We start from the raw sequence: 18,245 nt of genomic DNA, 5'->3' as shown, positions 1-18,245 counted from the left end.
CCCTGCCTCTCGTGGGGCCGAGTCGCCAAGGGCGCGCTCCTCGCGGGCATCCATTGCGGGCATCCCGGCGAACTGGCAGCGTCACCTGCACCGGCGCTTCTGTTGAGGTCGCCGGGGTGCGAATCAGACGCGTGGGACTGCCAGTTGCGGGTCCGTGATCCCGCCGGGGCAGCCGAACCCGGCGATGTCCCAGCCCGCGCGTGCGGCTCCGGCCTCGTAAGCGCTCTCGTAGAAGTCCAGCACGACGGCACGAGGATCACTCTCGGCGCGGGCCGCGCCGTAGGGCAGCACGGCCAGGTGGCTGTTGTTGCGCGTGACCCAGTGGGCCGACGCGGGTCTGAGCGGCTCCCCGGCCAGCGCGGCAGGTTCAGGGGCGGTATAGGAGTAGAAAGCCGGCTCGGCAAAGGCGTCGTCACCGAACCAGAACCCGAAGCTGACCAGTTCCCGGGAGTAGGCCTCCCGGGTGACCGGGTCGACCTGCGGCGGCTGGTCCATGTGACGCTCGGAGAACCGACTGTAGGCGATGTCGAAGGTGTGCCAGAAGTGGTGTACGGGGCTGGCTTTTCCCGAAAAGCCGGCGGCGAATTCCTCCAGCACCAGAGCCACTTGACTGAGGACCTGCCAGTAACGGTTGGCCTGTACGGGATCGTAGGTCGCATGCTCGGTGTCCTCGGCGAACGGCCGGGCGGCATCGGGCAGGTCGAACGGCCTGGGATTACCGATGTTCACCCGGACGTCCAGCGCGGCCAGAGCCGCCAAGGCGCTGTTGTGGAAGGACGCCACGGACTGACCCAAGAGCGGGACCGACATCGCTCTGCCGTCCAATGTCGTGACGACCAGTTGATGGTCGACGAAATCGAAGTCGATCGTGAAGACCGGATTGCCGTCGACCTGGCCCATGGGACGTGTCGTGATGCCGCGCCCGGTGACATGGAATGGCACATTCCACCAGTGATTGCGCCGGGCACTCGCGGCGAGGCGGATCTTCCCGACGACTTGCGCGAATCGGTGCAGCGTTTCTTTGGTGTCCTGCCACTCCGCGAGCGGCAACGGCGGGAACAGCTCCATCGCGTTTCCCTTTCAGTCCGGCGCTCCTTTTGGCCCGGGCAATTCCATGATGACCACGCTCGACACGTACGGCACCTCGCACGTGCCGCAATTATCATATATGTGTTCGATTAAAGTGCTGCGGAGCGGGCGGATGATCTGTGGCGGGGGAAGGAGGGCGTCGCCGCCACCGTCGCGACCAGCGGTGTCGCCTCCGGAGCCGTCACCGGCAGGCCGCGGCGCAATCGGTGACCGGCAGGCTCGTCACGACCCTCCGACCTGAGGATGCCGTGCCGCTGCACCCGCAATACGCTCGGCGCATGTCGTCCGACTGAACGCCGTCCGGCACAGCTGAGCAGAACACCTCACCAGCGCCGAAAGCAACAGGAAGGGCAGCGTCATGGGCATGGTCACCACCACTGACAGCACCGAGATCTTCTACAAAGACTGAGGGAACGGCCGTCCTGTCGTCTTCAGTCATGGCTGGCCTCTCAACGCCGACGCGTGGGACGACCAGCTCCAACTGGTCGCCGCCAACGGTTTCCGCGCGATCGCCCACGACCGTCGTGGACACGGCCGCTCCAGCCAGCCGTGGGACGGCCACGACATGGACACGTACGCCGACGACCTCGCTCAGCTGATCGAGACCCTGGACCTACGTGAGGCGATCCTGGTCGGCCACTCCACCGGCGGGGGTGAAGTGACCCGCTACATCGGCCGTCACGGCACCGCCCGCGTTGCCAAGGCCGTCCTCCTCGGCGCTGTTCCTCCGCTGATGCTGAAGACGGACGCCAATCCGGAAGGGCTGCCGATCGATGTCTTCGACGGCATCCGCGCCGGCGTCGCCGCCGACCGGTCGCAGTTCTACAAGGATCTGAGCGAGAGCTTCTACGGCGCCAACCGGCCCGGCTCAACCGTCTCCCAGGGAGTCCGCGACTCGTTCTGGCTGTGGGGCATGCAGGTGGGGCTCAAGGCGGCACTCGACTGCATCAAGGCCTTTTCCGAAACCGACTTCACCGAAGATCTCAAGGGATTCGACATCCCCACCCTCATCGTTCACGGGGACGACGACCAGATCGTGCCCATCAGCGCCTCCGCGCAGAAGTCGGCGCAACTCGTGCAGCAGGCCACGCTCAAGATCTACCCGGGAGCCCCGCACGGGCTTTCGATGGTCGGCTCCCACAAGGACGCCTTCAACACCGATCTCCTTGCCTTCATCAACAGTTGACGCGCCATCCTCCGGCAGAGACCGACCGCCACGGCTTGGCCACCAGCCGAGCAGCCGACCAGTCAGCCGCTTGAGACAAGCGTCTGACGCGCCTCGGCCGAAGGTCCCTGCGGGGTGACGAGGCGTACGCACCCGACTTCCTGCGCGAGCGGATCGACGGCCGAGTGGGGCGTAGACGTCGCGGTCGGATGCGCAACTGGCGGACTGCGCCGACCCCGACGTTCAAGTGGCGTTCCGACCCCGGGAGATGAAGCTCAGGCCGACTGGGGAGAGGTGCAGCTGTCGTTGAGATAGCTCGCTCGCCCGTCGTCGTCGAGCTCGAACGGCTCCTGAGGGATGATGCAGAACTCGTTCCCCTCGGGGTCGGCCATGACCAGAAAGCCTCCCGCCGCATACTGCTGGAGCAGCCGGCCGCCCAACGCCTCGACCCGTTCCTGCTCTGCGGCCGGGTCCGGCGAGCCGACGTCGAAGTGGATGCGGTTCTTACCGACTCTTGGCTCGGTGACCTTCTGGAAGCCCACCCCTGGACCATCGCCACGTGCGAGCCAGACATACGGGCCCGTCCTCGCGGTGATCGGTCTCCCGAGGAGCTGGGACCAGAACGAGGCGAGTCGCTCCGGGTCGTCGCAGTCGATGATGAGGTCCTTGATGTCCAGGTGGGTGGCCGTCATTCCCCGATGCTCGCAGATGGCGAGCCGCCGGCCCGGGCAGGGGCCCGCTGGAAGCCGGGCAAACACCGGCGCCGGTGTCCGTCGACGCGGTGAACCGAGACGTGGGCTACGCCGACAGGCGCAACCGGCGCATTCGAGCTCTGCTCCGTAGCCCGAGGCCGACGGCGTGGTGACCACCAGGGCCGCGAACCGCTGAACTCGTGAGGCCGCGCCCAGCAGCGGGCCTCACGTACGACCGGAGACGCGAAGGTGCACCGACACGATCAGTCCAGTTCAGTGGGTAAGGGCCGCCGTCAGAGTCTGTGCCGGGCCACCGATCCGGCGCCAGGTCCCGCTGTTCCGGTCCCATCGGAACACCGCCGCGCGGTTGGCGGCCAGCCGGTACACCTCCCGGTCGCCGACAGAGACCTCCGCACCCGCAGGGCCGATGTCCCGCCATTCGCCGGCGCCCTCGTCGTACCGGCGTAGGCGCTCGCCCCGCGGGTCGGTGGAGAACAGTCCGGCCGCGCCTCCGTACAGCGCCCCGGCCGGTCCCGCCGCGCGGGTCCAGCGGTATTCGGTCTCCTTCCTCCGGCTGCCCAGCCATCGGTTGACCGCGTCGCGCTCGAGAGTGAGGCCGTACAAGTGCCGGTCGGTGAGTGCGAAGGCCGCGCCCGCCGTACCCGCGTACTCCCAGTCACCGGGCCTGCCCCGGTACTTGAAGATGCGGCCGTCCCCCGGGTCGGTGGCGAACAGTCCGGGCCCTCCCCCGTACAGGCGGGCGGCCGGGCCGCCGATCCGGGTCCACGATGTGCCTTCCCCGTCCCACACGAAGACGGCACTGCCGTCCTTGGCCAGCCGGTAGACGTGCGATCCGCTGACGGCGAAGTCGCGCCCCGGCTCGGCGATGGGGTACCAGACGCCTGGCCGGCCGCCGTACACATGGAGGCGCCGGTCCCGCGTCCCGGTGGCGAACAGGCCTGCGGGCCCGGCCCAGAGCCGTTCGGCGGTGTCACCGATCCGGGTCCAGGCCGCCCCCTGTCCGTCCCACTGATAGATACCGCGTCCGCCGGGCCCAATGGTGAACACACTGCCGGCGGCCGGCGGCGCGGCGCTTTCAGGGGCTCGGGAGGCGGACGTAGCACCCGGCGGGGCACCCGGTGCGCCCGAGACGTCTGTGCCCGGGGAGCTGTCCTGGTTCGCCGCGAGCAGTGCGACCGCCAGCAGAACGGTGACCACCACTGCCACGACGGCCCAAAGCCGCGGCGAGCGACGGAGCACAGCCGTCCGCCGAGGCGCGGTTTCTACGGGGACGTGGACCTTCACCGGGGCCCTGCCCTCCACCGGATCCGGGGCCGGATCCGGCACTGGCACTGGCACCGGCACTGGCGCCGGGTCATGGGCCGGGGCTGCCTCCGGTGTCCTCGCCCCGGCGGACGGAACCGGTCCGGTGCCCGGGTCTGCTTCCACGGCGGCACGGTGCAGGCGCGCGGCGGTCTCCTTGTAGGACTGGCGGGTTCGCTCGTCCCTCGTGCGGTCATCCACCAGTCGCTCGAGCAAGTCCAAGGGGATGACCTTCTGGCCGGATCGGTACTCCCCCCAGACCGTCTTGCTGATGTGGTACCGCTCGGCAAGCTCACGGACCGTCGCACCGCGCGTGAGTTCCAGTGCAAAACGTGCCAGCGCGTTCGCCTGTTCGCTACGCCCCCTCGGCTCGCCCTGAGGTCTGCCCGCCCTGCCCATCGCAGCCGCCTCCGTCCCGTTCCGCCTGTTCCGTCGTCCCGCCCCCGCGCAACAACTGTTCATCCCAGCAGGCCGGTTGTCCGCGGACAACTCATTGTCCGCACTTCACCAGCGGTTTCTCGCCGAATCGCCCGGACAACCGCTGCGCTTGCCAGCCTGGGAGGTGTCGGGCCGCTGCCCCGCACACTCCACCACCGGAAGGATCTCCATGACGGTTTCCTTACGTCTCAGGCCGCGCCTTCGCGAGGCCGCCCTGGCTCTGGGCGGGGCGATGGTCCTGCTCGCCACCGCGCTCACGGCGACCGCCACCGCCGGCCCGCCCACACCGTTGACGGGCTCCGCCGCGCCCGCCGAGTACCAGATCGGCACGTTCAACATGGCGGGCGGCAACGCCGAACACGGCCCGAAGGGCGACGAGGCACCCGAAGCCGTGGCGCGGAGCGTGCGGAAGCGCATGCCCGCCGTCGTCGCCGTCCAGGAGGGCTGCGGGGACTGGAGCATCGCGCTCTGGAACAAGCTGAGGGAACAGCAGTACGACGTCATCCTGGACCCCGTGCTCCAACGTGCCGACGGGCCGAACGCCGAGTGCGGCCACATGAATTCGCTCGGTTTCGGCAACTCTCTGCTCCTGCGCAAGGACCTCGGCTTCGACACCAGCACGTACCGCGGCCACGAGCTGACGAAGAACACCGGCCGGGGGCGGGAGACGGAGCACCTGGGCAAGGAGCAGCGGGAAATGCTGTGCGTGACCGCCCCGACGCGTCGGCTGGTGGCCTGCTCAGTACATCTGACGCATAACGACCGTAAGTTGCGCATCGAGGAGGCGGTGGAGGCACGGCGGGTTCTGGAGCAGGAGTACGCCGGATACACGAAGCTCGTGGGCGGAGACCTGAACGACGATCCGCTGTCCGCGACGGCCGATCAGTTCTACCACTCGGGGTACGGATTCGGCGCCAGGGGCGAGCTCAAGGAGACGGACAGCCCGTGCGGCAACGACATCACTCCCGTTTTCAGCTACTACGCGCTGCCGTGCCGCATGGGTGAGTCCACCCACAACAGCGGCGGCAAGATCGACCACTTGTTCGTCTCTCCGTGGGTGGAGGTGAAGTGGAGCGACGCCACCTCGGCGAGCCACTCCGACCATGTGCCCCTGTGGGCAGGAGTGGTCTTCTGACCCCGTGTTCGCGACCGTACGACCGAGACAACAACCGTTCACCACAAGGAGAATGATCATGGCATTCAGCGACGACGAGATCACTCAGATCGCCTTCCAGGAGCAGGAGAGGCGCGCCCGGGAGCACCAGGAGTACATGGCCCAGCAGGAGGCCGAGCGCCAGGCCCGGGCGGCGGAGGAGCAGGCGCGCCGATCCGCCGAGGAGCCGCACTCCGGCCCCACCTGGTAGATCCGCAGCTCGACCACGATCCGGAGGGCCGCAGCACACGGGGGCTGCGGCCCTTCCCTATCTGTCATCGGGCGGAGGCGTGAGGGCCTGCCGACCGGCCGGCCCCGCGTCGACAGCCAGGGCCGTTCCGGGCGGACATCGGTCCTGGCGCCGGTGCCGTACGTCAGCGTTCGAGGGTACGCAGGTACTTCGCGAACTTCTCGAGGCCGTCGATGTTGCGGGGCCCGCTGATTCCCTCGTTGTAGTCGAGAATGAAGAAATTGTTCTTCTTGACGGCGGGCAGTTCCCGCGTGTGCGGTGACTTCCTGAGGAAGTCGATCTTCTTCTTGGCAGGCTGGTCGCCGTAGTCGAGGATGATGACGACCTCCGGCTCGGCCTTGGTGACGGCCTCCCAGTTCACCTGAGTCCACCGCTGGTCGAGGCCGTCGAAGATGTTCCTGCCTCCGGCGGTCCTGATGATGTCGTTGGGCGGAACCTGGCTGCCCGCCGTGAACGGCTGGTCCGTGCCCGAGTCATAGAGGAAGACCGGCACCGGACCACGCTTGGGGGTCTTTGCCGTGACGGCCTCGACGCGCTTCTTCAGGCCACCGACGACTTCGTCCGCCTTGTCCTCGGCCTTGAATATCCTGCCGAGCCGCTCAAGGTCGGTGTACAGGGCCTCGAACGGGGCTGCCTTCTCAGGGAACTTGGGGTAGTTGAAGCAGCTTTCGGTGTGCATGAAGCTCTGGATGCCGAGCTTGTCCAGGATCTCCGGGGTGATGCCCCGCTGATCACTGAAGCCCGAATTCCAGCCCGCTACAACGAAGTCGGACTTGGCGTCCACGACGAGTTCCTTGTTGAGGAGGTCTTCGCTGAGCATCTTCACCTTGGCGTACTCGGACGCCCACGGGGACTCACTCACCGGCGGGTTCGCAGGGGGCATCACATATCCGTGTACGTGCTCGGTCAGGCCCAGGCTGAAGAGCTTGTCCGCGCTGCCGCCTTCATACGCCACTGCTCGCTTCGGTGTCGTGTATTCGACCGGCTCACCGCACCTCTTGACAGTGACCTTCTCAGACGCCGTGGCGTCCGGTTCGACGTCGGCGCCGCAGCCGCTGATCAGCAGCGTGGCCGCGAGTGCGGATCCGAGGGCCGTGCGCTGCCGGACCGAGCCGGGAAATCGATTTATGGACATGACGTGATGACGCCTTTCAAAGGGAGGGGTTCAGCGAATACAACAACTGCGGGTCACCGGTCAGCGGGTGGGAAATGATGCTGGCCTTGACTCCGAATACCTCGTCGACCAGTTGGGTGGTCAGAACGTCCTCGGGCGTGCCGGTGGCCACCAGGCGCCCTCCGGAGAGCACGCCGAGCCGGTCACAGGCAGCGGCGGCGAGATTGAGATCGTGCAGTACGACGAGGACGGTGAGCCCCGAGCCCCGCAGGAGCGAGAGCAACTCGATCTGGTGGCGCACGTCGAGGTGGTTGGTCGGCTCGTCCAGCACCAGGATCTTCGGTTCCTGGACGAGGGCCCGGGCCAGCAGAACGCGCTGGCGCTCCCCGCCCGACAACGTGAGAGCGCCACGCCGGGCGAGGTGCCGGATGTCGAGCCGGCCCATGACCCGCTCACACAGGTCCCGCTCCCGCCGGCTGAGCACCTGGTTGCCTTGCAGGTGGGGCGTGCGTCCCAGCGCGATGACCTCTTCGACCGTGAAGTCGAGGTCGACGGCACCGTCCTGGGTCATGGCCGCGATGACTTGCGCACTTCTACGCATCGTCAGTCGGGAGAGGTCCTCGTCGCCCACCCGGACGGTGCCGGAACTGGGGCGCAGCGCGCGGTACACACACCTGAGGGCGGTGGATTTCCCACTGCCGTTCGGGCCGACCAGGCCCACGATCCGGCCGCTGTCCACTGCCAGGGACAGGTCACGCACCAGACTCTTGCCATCGGTCACCACCGAGAGTCCCTCGAGCCTCAGATCCATCTCAGCGGCCTCCGAACATGTAGGCCTTGCGGCGCATCATGGTGATGAACACAGGGACGCCCACGAGTGCCGTGATGACGCCGAGGGGCAGCTCGCGCGGTGCCACCAGAGTCCGGGACACCAGATCGACCCACACCATGAAGATCGCCCCGACCAGCGGAGTGACGGCCAGTACCCGGGCGTGGGTGGCACCGGCCACCATGCGCACCACGTGCGGCATGACCAGTCCGACGAAGCTGATGGCACCGCTCACGGCGACCATGACCCCGGTGACGAGCGAGACGAGCACGAGAAGGCCCTTGCGATGCCGGTCGGGACTGATGCCCAGGCTCGCGGCCGTCTCGTCACCGAGCGCCATGACGTCCAGCGCCCTGCCGTACCGGTACAGCACTGCCACACCGAGCAGCACGGCCACGGACACAACGGGAAGCGCGCCCCACGTGGCAGCGCCGAAACTGCCCATCGTCCAGTACAGGACCATGCTGGTCGCCTCGCTGTCCGGCGCGAAGTAGATGATCACGCTCATCACCGCCTGGAACCCGAGGGACATGGCCACGCCCGTCAGGACGAGACGCAGCGGAGAGAGCGCACCCCGGCTGGAGGAGGCGACGTACACCAGGAACGACGCCACCAGTGCGCCGATGAAGGCGCCGGCGGACACCGCGTAGATGCCCAGCGCCGCCAGTCCTCCCGTGACCGTGACGCCGACGGCACCGACCGACGCGCCCGAAGAGACACCCAGGACGAAGGGGTCTGCGAGCGCGTTGCGCACCATTGCCTGGATGGCGACACCGATCGCACTCAGCCCGGCCCCAACGAGCGCCGCCAGCACCACCCGCGGTGTACGGATCTCCCAGATGATCTGGTACATCGTCGCCTCTTCCGCTTCGATGCGCCCGCCGCTGAGAGCTGCCCACAGGTAACGGGCGGTGTCAGCCGGTGAGATCACGGCGGATCCCAGACCGATGGCCACGACAGCGGAGGCAAGGAGGACGACGAGCAGAACGACGCATGTCACGGCCAAGCCCTTGCGGGAGGCAAGCCGGTCCTTCACGACCTCTGCCGGTTCGATGGGTGATACGTCGGCGGGTGACACGTCGACCGACGTATCGGCGCCGGTGCTCGCTGACGGAGCAGAGGTCGCGGGCGGGGACATAGAGGTCGGCCTTCCGGGTCGAAGTGGAGCGTTCGGATCAAGGCGCGGCGTCCGCCCGCGGCCCGGGCGGACGGCACGTCCGCGTCTGCTGCGCGGACGCAGGCTCGGCGCGTCGGCTACGCGGAAGCAGGCACGTCGCCCGCCTCCTCCTCGCTCGCCGGGCCCGCCCGGAGCACCAGGACGGCGGCCACCAGCGCTGCGACGGTGAGAGCACCGAAGACCAGGGCCGTGCCCGGGTAACCGGCCAGTCCGAGGCCGGCGCCGCCCAGGGCCGCGCCCACGAACACTCCGAGGCTCATTCCGGCGGCATTGATGCTCAAGGCCGAGCCGCGCAGCGTTCCGCAACGCCGGACGAGGAGGCTGACCACACACGCGGCAACGACAGCGTGGCTGGCCGCATGAAGCGACGTCAGCGCGAGGGCAAGCGGAAGCCAGTGCGTGAAGTAGAACCCCACGACGGAAGCCAGTGCTGCGACCAGGCCGATGGCCAGCATGCGCTCAGTACCGATCCGGGGCTCGTCGGAGTTCGTGATCCGCCCCGTGAGGAGGTTGCTCACGAAGAACGACGCGCCGCTCAGCGTCCAGACGAGCGCGAAGAGTCCGGGATCGAGCTCGAAGCGATCGTCGTAGAAGGCTGCCAGGTAGGAGAGGTACCCCATGAACACCGCCGTGCGCAGCAGGGCGATGAGGAGCAGCGGCGCCACCCCGCGAATCGCTCCCAGGGCCTTGAACGACGCGAGGTAGCTCAGGCGCGGGCCGCTGCCGGTCTCCTCGTCACCCTTGCTCCTGCCCCGCGCCAGGAAGACCACAGCCAGCAGGAGCGAGGCCGCGGTTACAGCGACGAGGTCTCCCTGCCAGCCCCACAACAGCGCGGGCAGGGCCACCACAGGTGCCGCGAGCATCGCGGTCATCGACTGCGTCGCCGTCACCAGGGTCGCCGCGCGGCCCGCTGCCTTCCCGGAGCCGAAGCGGTCGGCGGCCGCCGCGGTGAGGGCCGGGTTCAGTACGGATGTACTGGCGCCGACCAGCAGGCAGAACACGGCGAGCATGATGAAGTCCCCGCCGGCGCCCAGGGCCGCCGAGGCGCCGAGAGCGATGAGTCCGCCCGCGGCGGCCCGCTCCTTGGGCACGCGGTCGATCAGCGGAGCGAGCGCCGTGCCCACCAACAGGGCTGCCAGGCCGCCCAGTCCACGGAGTCCGCCCATTGCGGCCACACTGGTCCCGGCCTCATCGGCTATGGGCACCAGGTAGGTGCTGAAAATGGTGAACGGCAGCAGACCGACCGCGGAGGCCGCCAGGACCGGCCACAGGGTACGGGCCATCCGCAGGTCGCCCGGCAGCGGCTCGGCCGTCTCCGGCGTCCGGCGATCCGCCGCGGCTTCCTTGGCGTCGGTGCTCACGCTCCCTCCTGGTTGGCGAGCACCGGCTTGTCGGCTCGGTAGCGGTACAGGCATGTCGGATCAGCGCTGAATTGCGAGAACGGGAACGGCTCGGCGGACAGTGCGGTGACCCCGGCGGGCAGGAACGCGCGGGCGACGGCGCTGCCGGACTGTGCGTAGACGACCAGCGGCACGTCGTGTTCCCGGCAGTGCTCGAGGATGAGGTCGAAGGTGCCGTTGCTGAGCGTCATGCCGGTGGCCACCACGGCATCGGCTTCCTTGAGGACTTCGGTCATGTCATCGGTGACCTGTTCTCCCCACTGGGTGGTGCGCAGGTTCAGATCACAGGGCAGGCAGACCCCGCCCCGGTCGCGTATCGCTGCGACCAGAGGGTTGACCACGCCGATCAGTGCCACCTTCGCTCCCTGCTCCATGTCGAGCAGGCCGGCGATGGCGGCGTCGCGGGCGCGTGCACGGACCTCCGGGGTTCCGACGGGCAGTGTGACGGGCTCGGCGTCCGTCGCGTCCCGGTGCGGCTGCACCTGTGCGAGGTAGGCGTCGAGGGCTGCGATACGGACCGGGACCGACTCATGGCGCAGCAGTTTGTCCAGGGTGTAGCCGGAGGCGTTCTCGCAGAAGTCGGGGGCGAGTTCACCGGCCTCGAAGGAACAGGCGCCGAAGGACTGCCCGACACGGAGCAGGAGGTAGTGGTTGTGGTAGGTGACCTGGCTCCCGGTCAGCCGGGTGGTGTTGTAGAGCCAGAACGCGCTCGTGACGGCCAGGTCCTTCGGATCGGGGCCGTAGGCGCCGGACAGTACGGCGTCGGTCAGTTCGGCGACTGTCTGCGGCTTGGGATGTGACATCTTCTGTTCTCTCGTCGGCGTTGTCGGTGCAGTCATGGGAGATCGGTCAACCTCTCATCCCTGGAGCGGAGTTCCCGGAGCGGCAGCACTGATCTCACCCATTGCGCAGAGGCCGGACCAGGAAGTCGTCGACCAGGGGTGTCTCAGCTCATCCAGAGAGGTGATTTCGTGCGGCTTCAGTGCGTCGATGTCGTGGGCTTCCGCGTGCCTGGCATAGGCGCTTTCGACATAGCGATGGCCCGTGTCGGCCGCGATGAAGACGTAGGTGCGGGAGTTGTCGTCCCTTCGGCGTTCCCAGAGGGTGGCCAGATAGGCCGCTCCGGTCGAAAGGCCGGCGAAGATTCCGCTGTTCCGGAGGAGATTGACCGCGCCGGACATGGCGCAGTCGAAGTTCACCCAGTGCAGCCTGTCGTACAGCTCACGCCGGACGTTCTTGAATTCGATGGCGCTGCCTATCCCGGCAATGATCATGTCCGGGTCCGACACGTGCTCCGAGCCGAAGGTGACGCTGCCGAAGGGCTGTACGCCGACGAGGGACACATCCCTGCCCGCGTCCCGCAGACAGGTGGCGATGGCCCCGGTCGACGCACCCGAGCCCACTCCGCCCACCAGCGCCAGCGGTCCGGAGGGAATCTCCCGATCGATCGCTCCGGCCACGTCGCGGTAGCCGTAGTAGTGGATGCTGTCGTGGTACTGCCGCATCCAGTGGTAGGACGGGTTCGCCTCGAGGATCTCGGCGATCCGCCGCACCCGCAGCTCCTGGTCGAGGCGCAGGTTCTTCGACGGCTTGACCTGTTCCAGTGTGGCGCCGAGTATTTCCAGCTGCACGCGCAGCGTCCGGTCGACCGTCGTGGAGCCCACGATGTGGCACTTCATTCCATAGCGGTGACAGGCAAGTGCCAGCGCCTGTGCGTAGATTCCACTCGAGCTGTCGATGAGCGTGTCACCGGGTTTGACGACACCTGACTCCAGGAGGTGGCGGACCGCTCCCAGGGCCGAATAGATCTTCATCGTCTCGAACCGAAGACAGACCATGTCCGGCTGAAGGGATATGAGATCGGGTTTCTTGACTGCTTCTGCAATGTGTACGTGCATGACCTGTCTTCCTGTTAAGCGGCTATACGCCGGCGCAGCTTGAACAGGAAACGCCTGAACGTTGTCTCAATGGCGTACTTGATGATGTCCCGCAATTCTGTGGTGTTGAAAACGATCAGATACACCCCGCCACCGGCCGGCAACGCGTGCGGTTCTGCTCGCCGGTGGCCCCTCTGACGCCTCGCCCCTGCTGACTTCCTCCTGCCGACTTCTTCCTGCTGACCGGGGGCCGGCCTGGATCGGCCTGCCTGCCGCCCGGAAGGCGCGGCGCAGTGCGTTCTCGGCTCCGTCCATCGCTCCCCACGCGCCGCTTCGTTGGTCACGACGAGCACAGGAGCCCGGGACGACGTCGCAGAGCATCACATTAAATGAAAATGATTGTCAACACCGATTGCCAGCACTGGATCACCGCCGCGCGGCGCCGCCGGGGCGCCAAGTGGGGGCGACAGTCCCCCCGGACGCCGCTGCACCCTGTCGACGACTTGCCTTCAGGCATCCCCGTACGTTAAAACGATTATCACTTTCATCTAGTGTTCTCCGCCACCCCCTGGTCTGCGAGGACAGGCGGCGCCCTGCCCGGTTCTGTGTGAGGCGAGCCAACACGCAGGCATGCAGGCATGCAGGCAAGACGAGGAGAGGACTTCTGTGAAGCTGTCCCAACAGTTCGCGCCGCCACGGGGGCCGACCGGAGTGGGCACCGCCTTTGGGACCTTCGGCGAATTGCTCCAGGGCGTACTCCCGGAGAACGACGGGGACTTCCTGGTGACGCTGCCCGTTGCCCGTTGGACGATGGCTACCTTCCGGCAGGATCCAGACTCCAGTGACCTGGTGGTCCAGCCATCCCACAAGAAGAAGGCCCTTCAACTGGCACGCATGATCACCGAGGAGGCCCTGCAGCCGGCTGGAGGGGTCCTGACCGTCACCAGCGTGATCCCGGAGGGCAAGGGACTGGCCAGTTCCTCGGCCGATCTGGTCGCAACCGCACGCGCGGTGGGCCAAGCACTGAACATCAAGATGCCGGCCTCCTGCATCGAGCGGTTCCTGGCGCGCATCGAGCCCACGGACGGGGTGCTTTACCCGGCGATCGTCGCCTTCCACCACCGCAGCGTGCGCCTACGCGCGGTCCTCGGATCCCTGCCGTCCATGGCCGTTGTGGGGATCGACGAAGGCGGAGCCGTCGACACGGTCGACTTCAACCGCATCCCCAAACCGTTCACAACAGCCGACCGACACGAGTACGCACGTCTGCTGGATCGACTCACCGTCGCCGTATGCAGGAGTGACCTTGCAGAGGTGGGCAGCATCGCTACCCGGAGTGCGTTGATGAACCAGTCCCTCCGGCACAAGTGGTCCTTGGAGCCCATGCGTGAGATCTGTCGTGAGGTCGGCGGACTGGGAGTGGCCGTCGGGCACAGCGGCACGACCCTGGGCGTACTACTGGACACCGCGGACCCCGCGTACACGCACCGCGCCACAGCGGCGGCTCGGGCATGCTCGGAGCTGGCGGGCAATGTGGCGGTCTACCGGACTCTCAGCTTCCCGAACACGCCGCTCCGTACGGCCTCCGCCCTTCCCGTTCCGGTGTGATTCCAGCTCGCCCCGGGAGGTCGAGGGCCGGGCCCGTCGAGGCAGGTCGCACGGGCATCGAGCCGCGGTCACCCCTGGCGTCGGCCAGGCGGAGGCGCGCGGCGGACGCGGGCGAGGACGAGCACCGTGTCGTCGGTCGGCGGGTCAGGCAACAGGCTCGAAAGAATGCGGTCCGCTGTCGCTTCCAACGGACCTGAAGTCCCGTGCAGTTGGGCGCGGAGCTCGTCCATGCCTTCTTCGATGTCCTGGCCGCGCGCTTCGATGAGACCGTCGGTGTACATGGCAAGGGTGGCGCCCTCGCGGAGGTCGATCTCGGTCGTACGGAACGGGAAACCGCCGACCCCGAGAGGGACTCCCAGTACGTCGCCGATGGTTTCGACCGTGCCGTCCGGATGGCGTACGAGGGGTGGAGGGTGACCGGCGTTGGCAATGCGAGCGCGGCCTGTCGTGGGGTCGTAGAGGATGTAGAGGCAGGTTGCCAGTTCGATGCCCGCTTCCTGTGCACAGGCGTCGAGCTCCGTGAGCAGGTCGTCGGGTTCCCGGTTGTGGCGAGCCAGTGCCTTGGTGGTGATGCGCAGCCTGCCCATGGCTGCGGCGGCCAGCACACCATGTCCCATCACGTCGCCGACGACGATCGCCACCTGGTCGCCGGGCAGGTTGATCACGTCGTACCAGTCGCCGCCGACCTCGGTGATGTGGCTGCCGGGGAGGTAACGGTGGGCGATGTCCACGTAGGGGCTGGTCGCCAGGGCGCTGGGGAGCAGCGCGCGTTGGAGGGTGAGCGCAATGGTCTGGACCTGGCTGTAGAGACGTGCGTTGTCCAGACACAGAGCAGCACGGGAGGCGAGTTCACTGGCGAGGCTGAGGTCCTGCTCGGTGAAGGCCGGGCGGGCGGCGGAGCGGCCGAACATGGTGATTCCCTGGACCGTGCCCCGGGCGATGAGCGGAGCGATGAGAATGCACGACAGACCGCTTTCGACCAATAGCTGGGCGCGAGCCTGGTGCAGTACTGTCCGGGTCACGAACTCCTCGTTCACGGGGACGGAGACCGGGCGGCCCGTTCGCAGCATCTGGTGGATGCTGGAACCTGGTGGATACGTCACGCTCTCCAGTCCGCTGACGAGTTCGAAGGCGGGCGGGGGCAGTGTCGTACCGGAGGCGATCCGGCGGGTGACCAGCGGCAGTTCCGGGTTGAACACCTCGGGCTCGTCCATCCACTCCACGATCTCCACGACGGACGCGTCGGAGAATTCCGGAACCGCGGTGTCGACCAGCTCCCGGGCCGTGACGTTCACATCCAAGGTGGTGCCGATCCGGGCCGCTGCCCGGTGCAGCAGAGCCAGCCGCTGCCGGCCGGCCGTTGCTTCCACAATGGCCTGCTCCCGGTCGGTCACGTCCACCAGCAGCCCGCCCAGCCCGGGGCGCGTGTCGCCCGCCTGACTCAGCGGGAAGAAACTCACCGACCGCACCTGGTCACGATCCGGATGACCGGGCGTGCGCAGGCCCACCAGCGTGCTCACAACGGGCCGGCCCCCCTCCGCCACACCTCGCAGCATGCGCTGGTACTCGCCGCCATCGGACGTGATCATGAATTCTTCCATGTGCCGCCCGATGTGATCCTCGATCGGGAGGCCGTCCATGTCGGCGAGCGCCTGGTTGAGGTGGACGTACCGCAAGTCCTCGTCGAGCATGACCAGGCCGATGGGGCAGGTCTCGAAGAGGGCGTCGAGGAAGGCAAGGTTGGATTTCACCCGGTCGAGCTCGTCGCCCCTGCTCGCCAGGCCCATGACCACGGAACCGCCCCTGGCGCCGGTAACGGGAAAAACCCGGAAACCGCATTCGAAGACCGTGCCGTCTTGATGCCGCGCCGGCAGCCGGCCGCGCCAGTACCCCAGGGTCCGGCCTTGCTCCGCCAGCCACGGGGCCGCCTCCGGGGCACCCCGGGGCGGATCGGGGAAAAGGGCCGCGGCCGGCTGGGACAGCACCACCGCGGATTCGTATCCGAAGAGGCTCTGCGCCCCGGGCCCCCAGTAGCAGATCCGGTCATCGTCGTCCATGCCGAACACTGCCACGGCCACGTGCTCCAGCAGCGTCCCTGGCTCGGACCAGAGCGGACCAGAAGCCTTCTCGCCCCCCGGCCGAACCGATGGCACCAGATGTCCCCTTCCACCCGAGACACGCGGCGGCTGAGTCCGTCCGCACGACGGCAGACGAGTTCCCTAGCAATTCTGCCTGTCATTCACTATTCGGACATCACGGCGACGTTGCGCGTGCGGAGTGTCCCGTCCTGGACACGATGCGTGACAGGCGCCCCGGCGAGGTCTCGGCCTCTCGCACCAGGGTCAGCACGGTGATCAGCTTCCGGTTCCACGAGCCGCAAGCGCCCCCGCCGGTTTCCGGACGCTGTTGGTTAATTCCGCCCCGCTGGATCTCATCCAGCGGGGCGGAGTGCTGCGAAGGGTGAGATACGGGTGCGGGCGAGGGGTCTGCCGGTGAGCCAGGCGTCGAGGCGGGCGAGGTTGATGGCGGCTCCGGTGAAGTGGTGTTGCAGCCGGGTTTTGGCGAGGCCGCGGTAGCGGGATCTGCGCAGGCCGAACGCCTGGACGCCTTGGGAGATGGTGCCCTCGACCCCAGCACGGTGCCCGGTATGCGTCTGAGTGAATGAGCCAAGATCGTGAGGAAACACCCAGCCAGGTCTCTGGCCTTCGGGCCTTGATCTGGAAGGTTTTCGATCATGGCAGGAGTTACTCCCCGGAAGCCGCGTAAGCGGCTGGCCCCGTCGGAGAAGTACGAGATGTTCGTGGCGGTGCTCACCGGTCAGCACACGCAGCGCGAGGCCGCGGAACGCTGGGGCGTGGACCGCTCCACCGTGATCGCAGTGCTGCGGTGTGCGAAGCAGAGCGTGCTCGACGGGTTCGCCGCCGCGGTGCCGGGCCGGCCCGGCATGACCGTCGAGCAAGCCGCGCTGGCCGAGGCCCGCGCGGAGGTGGAACGGCTGCGGGCCACCATCACGGAGCAGGCAGTCGCGCTCCATCTGCAGCAGGGAAAAGCACGATGGGCCTGAGCGCCGGCCCCGTCGCGCCACGCGTGCACGCGGAGATCAAGGCCGGGCTTCTGGAGCTGGTCGACCATGCAGGGCGGGCCGGCTGGTCGGTGCGCCATGCCGCCGACACACTGGGCGTCGACCATATGCGGGTGCTGCGCTGGCAGCAGCGCCGCGTGGCGGGACGGCTCGAGGACAGCCCGGCCGGCCCGAACGTTGCGGTGCACGCGCTGCTGGACTTCGAGCGCGAGGCAATCGTCAAACTCGCCGAGGAGTGGGGCGGCACGGACCGCTCGCACCGCAAACTCGCCCACCGCGGCTCCCGCCTGGGCTGGGTCCACGTCTCGGAATCCACCGTGCTGCGGGTCCTGGACGACCAGGGCATCCGCCTGCCCGGCGGCCCGGTACGCGAACACCGCGAGAAGAAACCGTTTCCCGACTGGGCGCTCTGGCGCCCGAGATCAATCTGGATCTACGACTTCACGCACTTCACGGCAGCACGCAGGTGCGCTCTCGCAATCATGGACCTGGTGAGCCGCAAGTGGATCACCACGTTGGTCTCCGCCCAGGAGTCCTCCCTCCAGGTCGAGACCGCGTTCCTGTCCGCGCTGCATTCCGAGGACCTCGGGCACCTCGCCGAGCGCCGGATGCGTGCCGAACTCACCGCCCCCGGGCCACCGCCCGACGAACAGCCCGTCCTGCTGGCGGTCTCGGACAACGGCCCCCAGATGCGCTCCGCGGATACCCGCACCTTCATGGCCGCCTGCCTGATCGGCCAGCACTTCGGACGCCCTCACACCCCCAACGACCAGGCCTGGATCGAATCACTGTTCAGCCACGTCAAGGGCGAGTGGCCACACCTGACCAAGATCCGCGACCCCTTCGAACTCGAGGCCGAACTCGACGCGGTCCACACCGAGTACAACACCGTGCGCCTGCACGCCGGGCTCGGCTACGTCACCCCCGACGACGAGCACACCGGACGCGCCGACGCCATCCGAACGGCCCGCGCCCACGGTCTCCAGCAGGCACGCGAACACCGCATCGCCTACCGTCGGAAACAGAACTGAGAATCCTCAATATCCGT

At 67.7% G+C, this 18,245-nt stretch carries 15 protein-coding genes and 2 pseudogenes; 6 read left to right on the top strand and 11 right to left on the bottom strand.

What is annotated here, in order from left to right:
• Positions 1-123 precede the first annotated feature (123 nt).
• Positions 124-1,068, bottom strand: coding sequence for a DUF5996 family protein (locus tag OG883_RS15420; RefSeq protein WP_266540411.1), 945 nt, complete (start codon positions 1,066-1,068; stop codon positions 124-126).
• Positions 1,069-1,447: 379 nt separating this feature from the next.
• Here OG883_RS15420 and OG883_RS15415 point away from each other — a divergent pair.
• Positions 1,448-2,275, top strand: a pseudogene (locus tag OG883_RS15415) (alpha/beta fold hydrolase).
• Positions 2,276-2,529: 254 nt separating this feature from the next.
• Here OG883_RS15415 and OG883_RS15410 read toward each other — a convergent pair.
• Both OG883_RS15410 and OG883_RS15405 read right to left on the bottom strand, forming a co-directional pair.
• On the bottom strand, positions 2,530-2,946 hold the full coding sequence (locus OG883_RS15410; RefSeq protein WP_266540409.1) for a VOC family protein: 417 nt from the start codon (positions 2,944-2,946) through the stop codon (positions 2,530-2,532).
• 273 nt (positions 2,947-3,219) lie between these two features.
• Positions 3,220-4,167, bottom strand: a complete 948-nt coding sequence (locus OG883_RS15405) for a hypothetical protein (protein WP_266540407.1) — start codon at positions 4,165-4,167, stop codon at positions 3,220-3,222.
• A 709-nt stretch (positions 4,168-4,876) separates the two neighbouring features.
• On the opposite strand from OG883_RS15405, the gene OG883_RS15400 reads away from it, so the two are divergent.
• Both OG883_RS15400 and OG883_RS15395 read left to right on the top strand, forming a co-directional pair.
• A complete protein-coding gene (locus tag OG883_RS15400; RefSeq protein ID WP_266540405.1) occupies positions 4,877-5,842 on the top strand; it encodes an endonuclease/exonuclease/phosphatase family protein in 966 nt (321 codons plus the stop codon).
• A gap of 58 nt (positions 5,843-5,900) precedes the next feature.
• Positions 5,901-6,071, top strand: a complete 171-nt coding sequence (locus OG883_RS15395) for a hypothetical protein (protein WP_266540403.1) — start codon at positions 5,901-5,903, stop codon at positions 6,069-6,071.
• 163 nt (positions 6,072-6,234) lie between these two features.
• Here the strand turns inward: OG883_RS15395 and OG883_RS15390 are convergent, their stop codons facing one another.
• The 6 genes from OG883_RS15390 to OG883_RS15365 form a co-directional block, all read right to left on the bottom strand.
• The gene (locus tag OG883_RS15390; RefSeq protein ID WP_266540401.1) at positions 6,235-7,245 is read right to left on the bottom strand and encodes an ABC transporter substrate-binding protein; all 1,011 of its coding nucleotides are present in this window, start codon (positions 7,243-7,245) and stop codon (positions 6,235-6,237) included.
• A gap of 16 nt (positions 7,246-7,261) precedes the next feature.
• Complete coding sequence (locus tag OG883_RS15385) at positions 7,262-8,035, bottom strand: ABC transporter ATP-binding protein (RefSeq protein ID WP_266540399.1); 774 nt, start codon at positions 8,033-8,035, stop codon at positions 7,262-7,264.
• A gap of 1 nt (position 8,036) precedes the next feature.
• Positions 8,037-9,131: an iron ABC transporter permease gene (locus tag OG883_RS15380; RefSeq protein ID WP_266540397.1), complete on the bottom strand. Its 1,095-nt coding sequence runs from the start codon at positions 9,129-9,131 to the stop codon at positions 8,037-8,039.
• Between the two features lie 176 nt (positions 9,132-9,307).
• On the bottom strand, positions 9,308-10,591 hold the full coding sequence (locus tag OG883_RS15375; RefSeq protein ID WP_266540395.1) for an MFS transporter: 1,284 nt from the start codon (positions 10,589-10,591) through the stop codon (positions 9,308-9,310).
• Positions 10,588-11,433, bottom strand: a complete 846-nt coding sequence (locus OG883_RS15370) for a DUF364 domain-containing protein (RefSeq protein ID WP_266540393.1) — start codon at positions 11,431-11,433, stop codon at positions 10,588-10,590. Before OG883_RS15370 ends, OG883_RS15375 begins: the two co-directional genes overlap by 4 nt.
• A 54-nt stretch (positions 11,434-11,487) precedes the next feature.
• A complete protein-coding gene (locus OG883_RS15365) occupies positions 11,488-12,528 on the bottom strand; it encodes a pyridoxal-phosphate dependent enzyme (protein ID WP_266540392.1) in 1,041 nt (346 codons plus the stop codon).
• A gap of 645 nt (positions 12,529-13,173) precedes the next feature.
• On the opposite strand from OG883_RS15365, the gene OG883_RS15360 reads away from it, so the two are divergent.
• Positions 13,174-14,115, top strand: a complete 942-nt coding sequence (locus OG883_RS15360) for a kinase (RefSeq protein WP_266540386.1) — start codon at positions 13,174-13,176, stop codon at positions 14,113-14,115.
• A gap of 68 nt (positions 14,116-14,183) precedes the next feature.
• Here the strand turns inward: OG883_RS15360 and OG883_RS15355 are convergent, their stop codons facing one another.
• Positions 14,184-16,268, bottom strand: coding sequence for a SpoIIE family protein phosphatase (locus tag OG883_RS15355; RefSeq protein WP_266540384.1), 2,085 nt, complete (start codon positions 16,266-16,268; stop codon positions 14,184-14,186).
• Between the two features lie 278 nt (positions 16,269-16,546).
• A pseudogene (locus OG883_RS15350) lies at positions 16,547-16,759 on the bottom strand (transposase); the annotation flags it as partial.
• A gap of 90 nt (positions 16,760-16,849) precedes the next feature.
• Here OG883_RS15350 and OG883_RS15345 point away from each other — a divergent pair.
• Complete coding sequence (locus OG883_RS15345) at positions 16,850-17,179, top strand: hypothetical protein (RefSeq protein ID WP_266540382.1); 330 nt, start codon at positions 16,850-16,852, stop codon at positions 17,177-17,179.
• The gene (locus tag OG883_RS15340; RefSeq protein WP_266540380.1) at positions 17,170-18,228 is read left to right on the top strand and encodes an integrase core domain-containing protein; all 1,059 of its coding nucleotides are present in this window, start codon (positions 17,170-17,172) and stop codon (positions 18,226-18,228) included. The genes OG883_RS15345 and OG883_RS15340 overlap by 10 nt, the downstream gene beginning before the upstream one ends.
• Positions 18,229-18,245: the final 17 nt, after the last annotated feature.

This window comes from Streptomyces sp. NBC_01142 (assembly GCF_026341125.1).
In the GTDB taxonomy this organism is placed as follows: Bacteria; Actinomycetota; Actinomycetes; order Streptomycetales; family Streptomycetaceae; genus Streptomyces.
The sequence above is the reverse complement of the archived record's forward strand: the minus strand, read 5'-3'. Positions and strand labels throughout refer to the sequence as shown.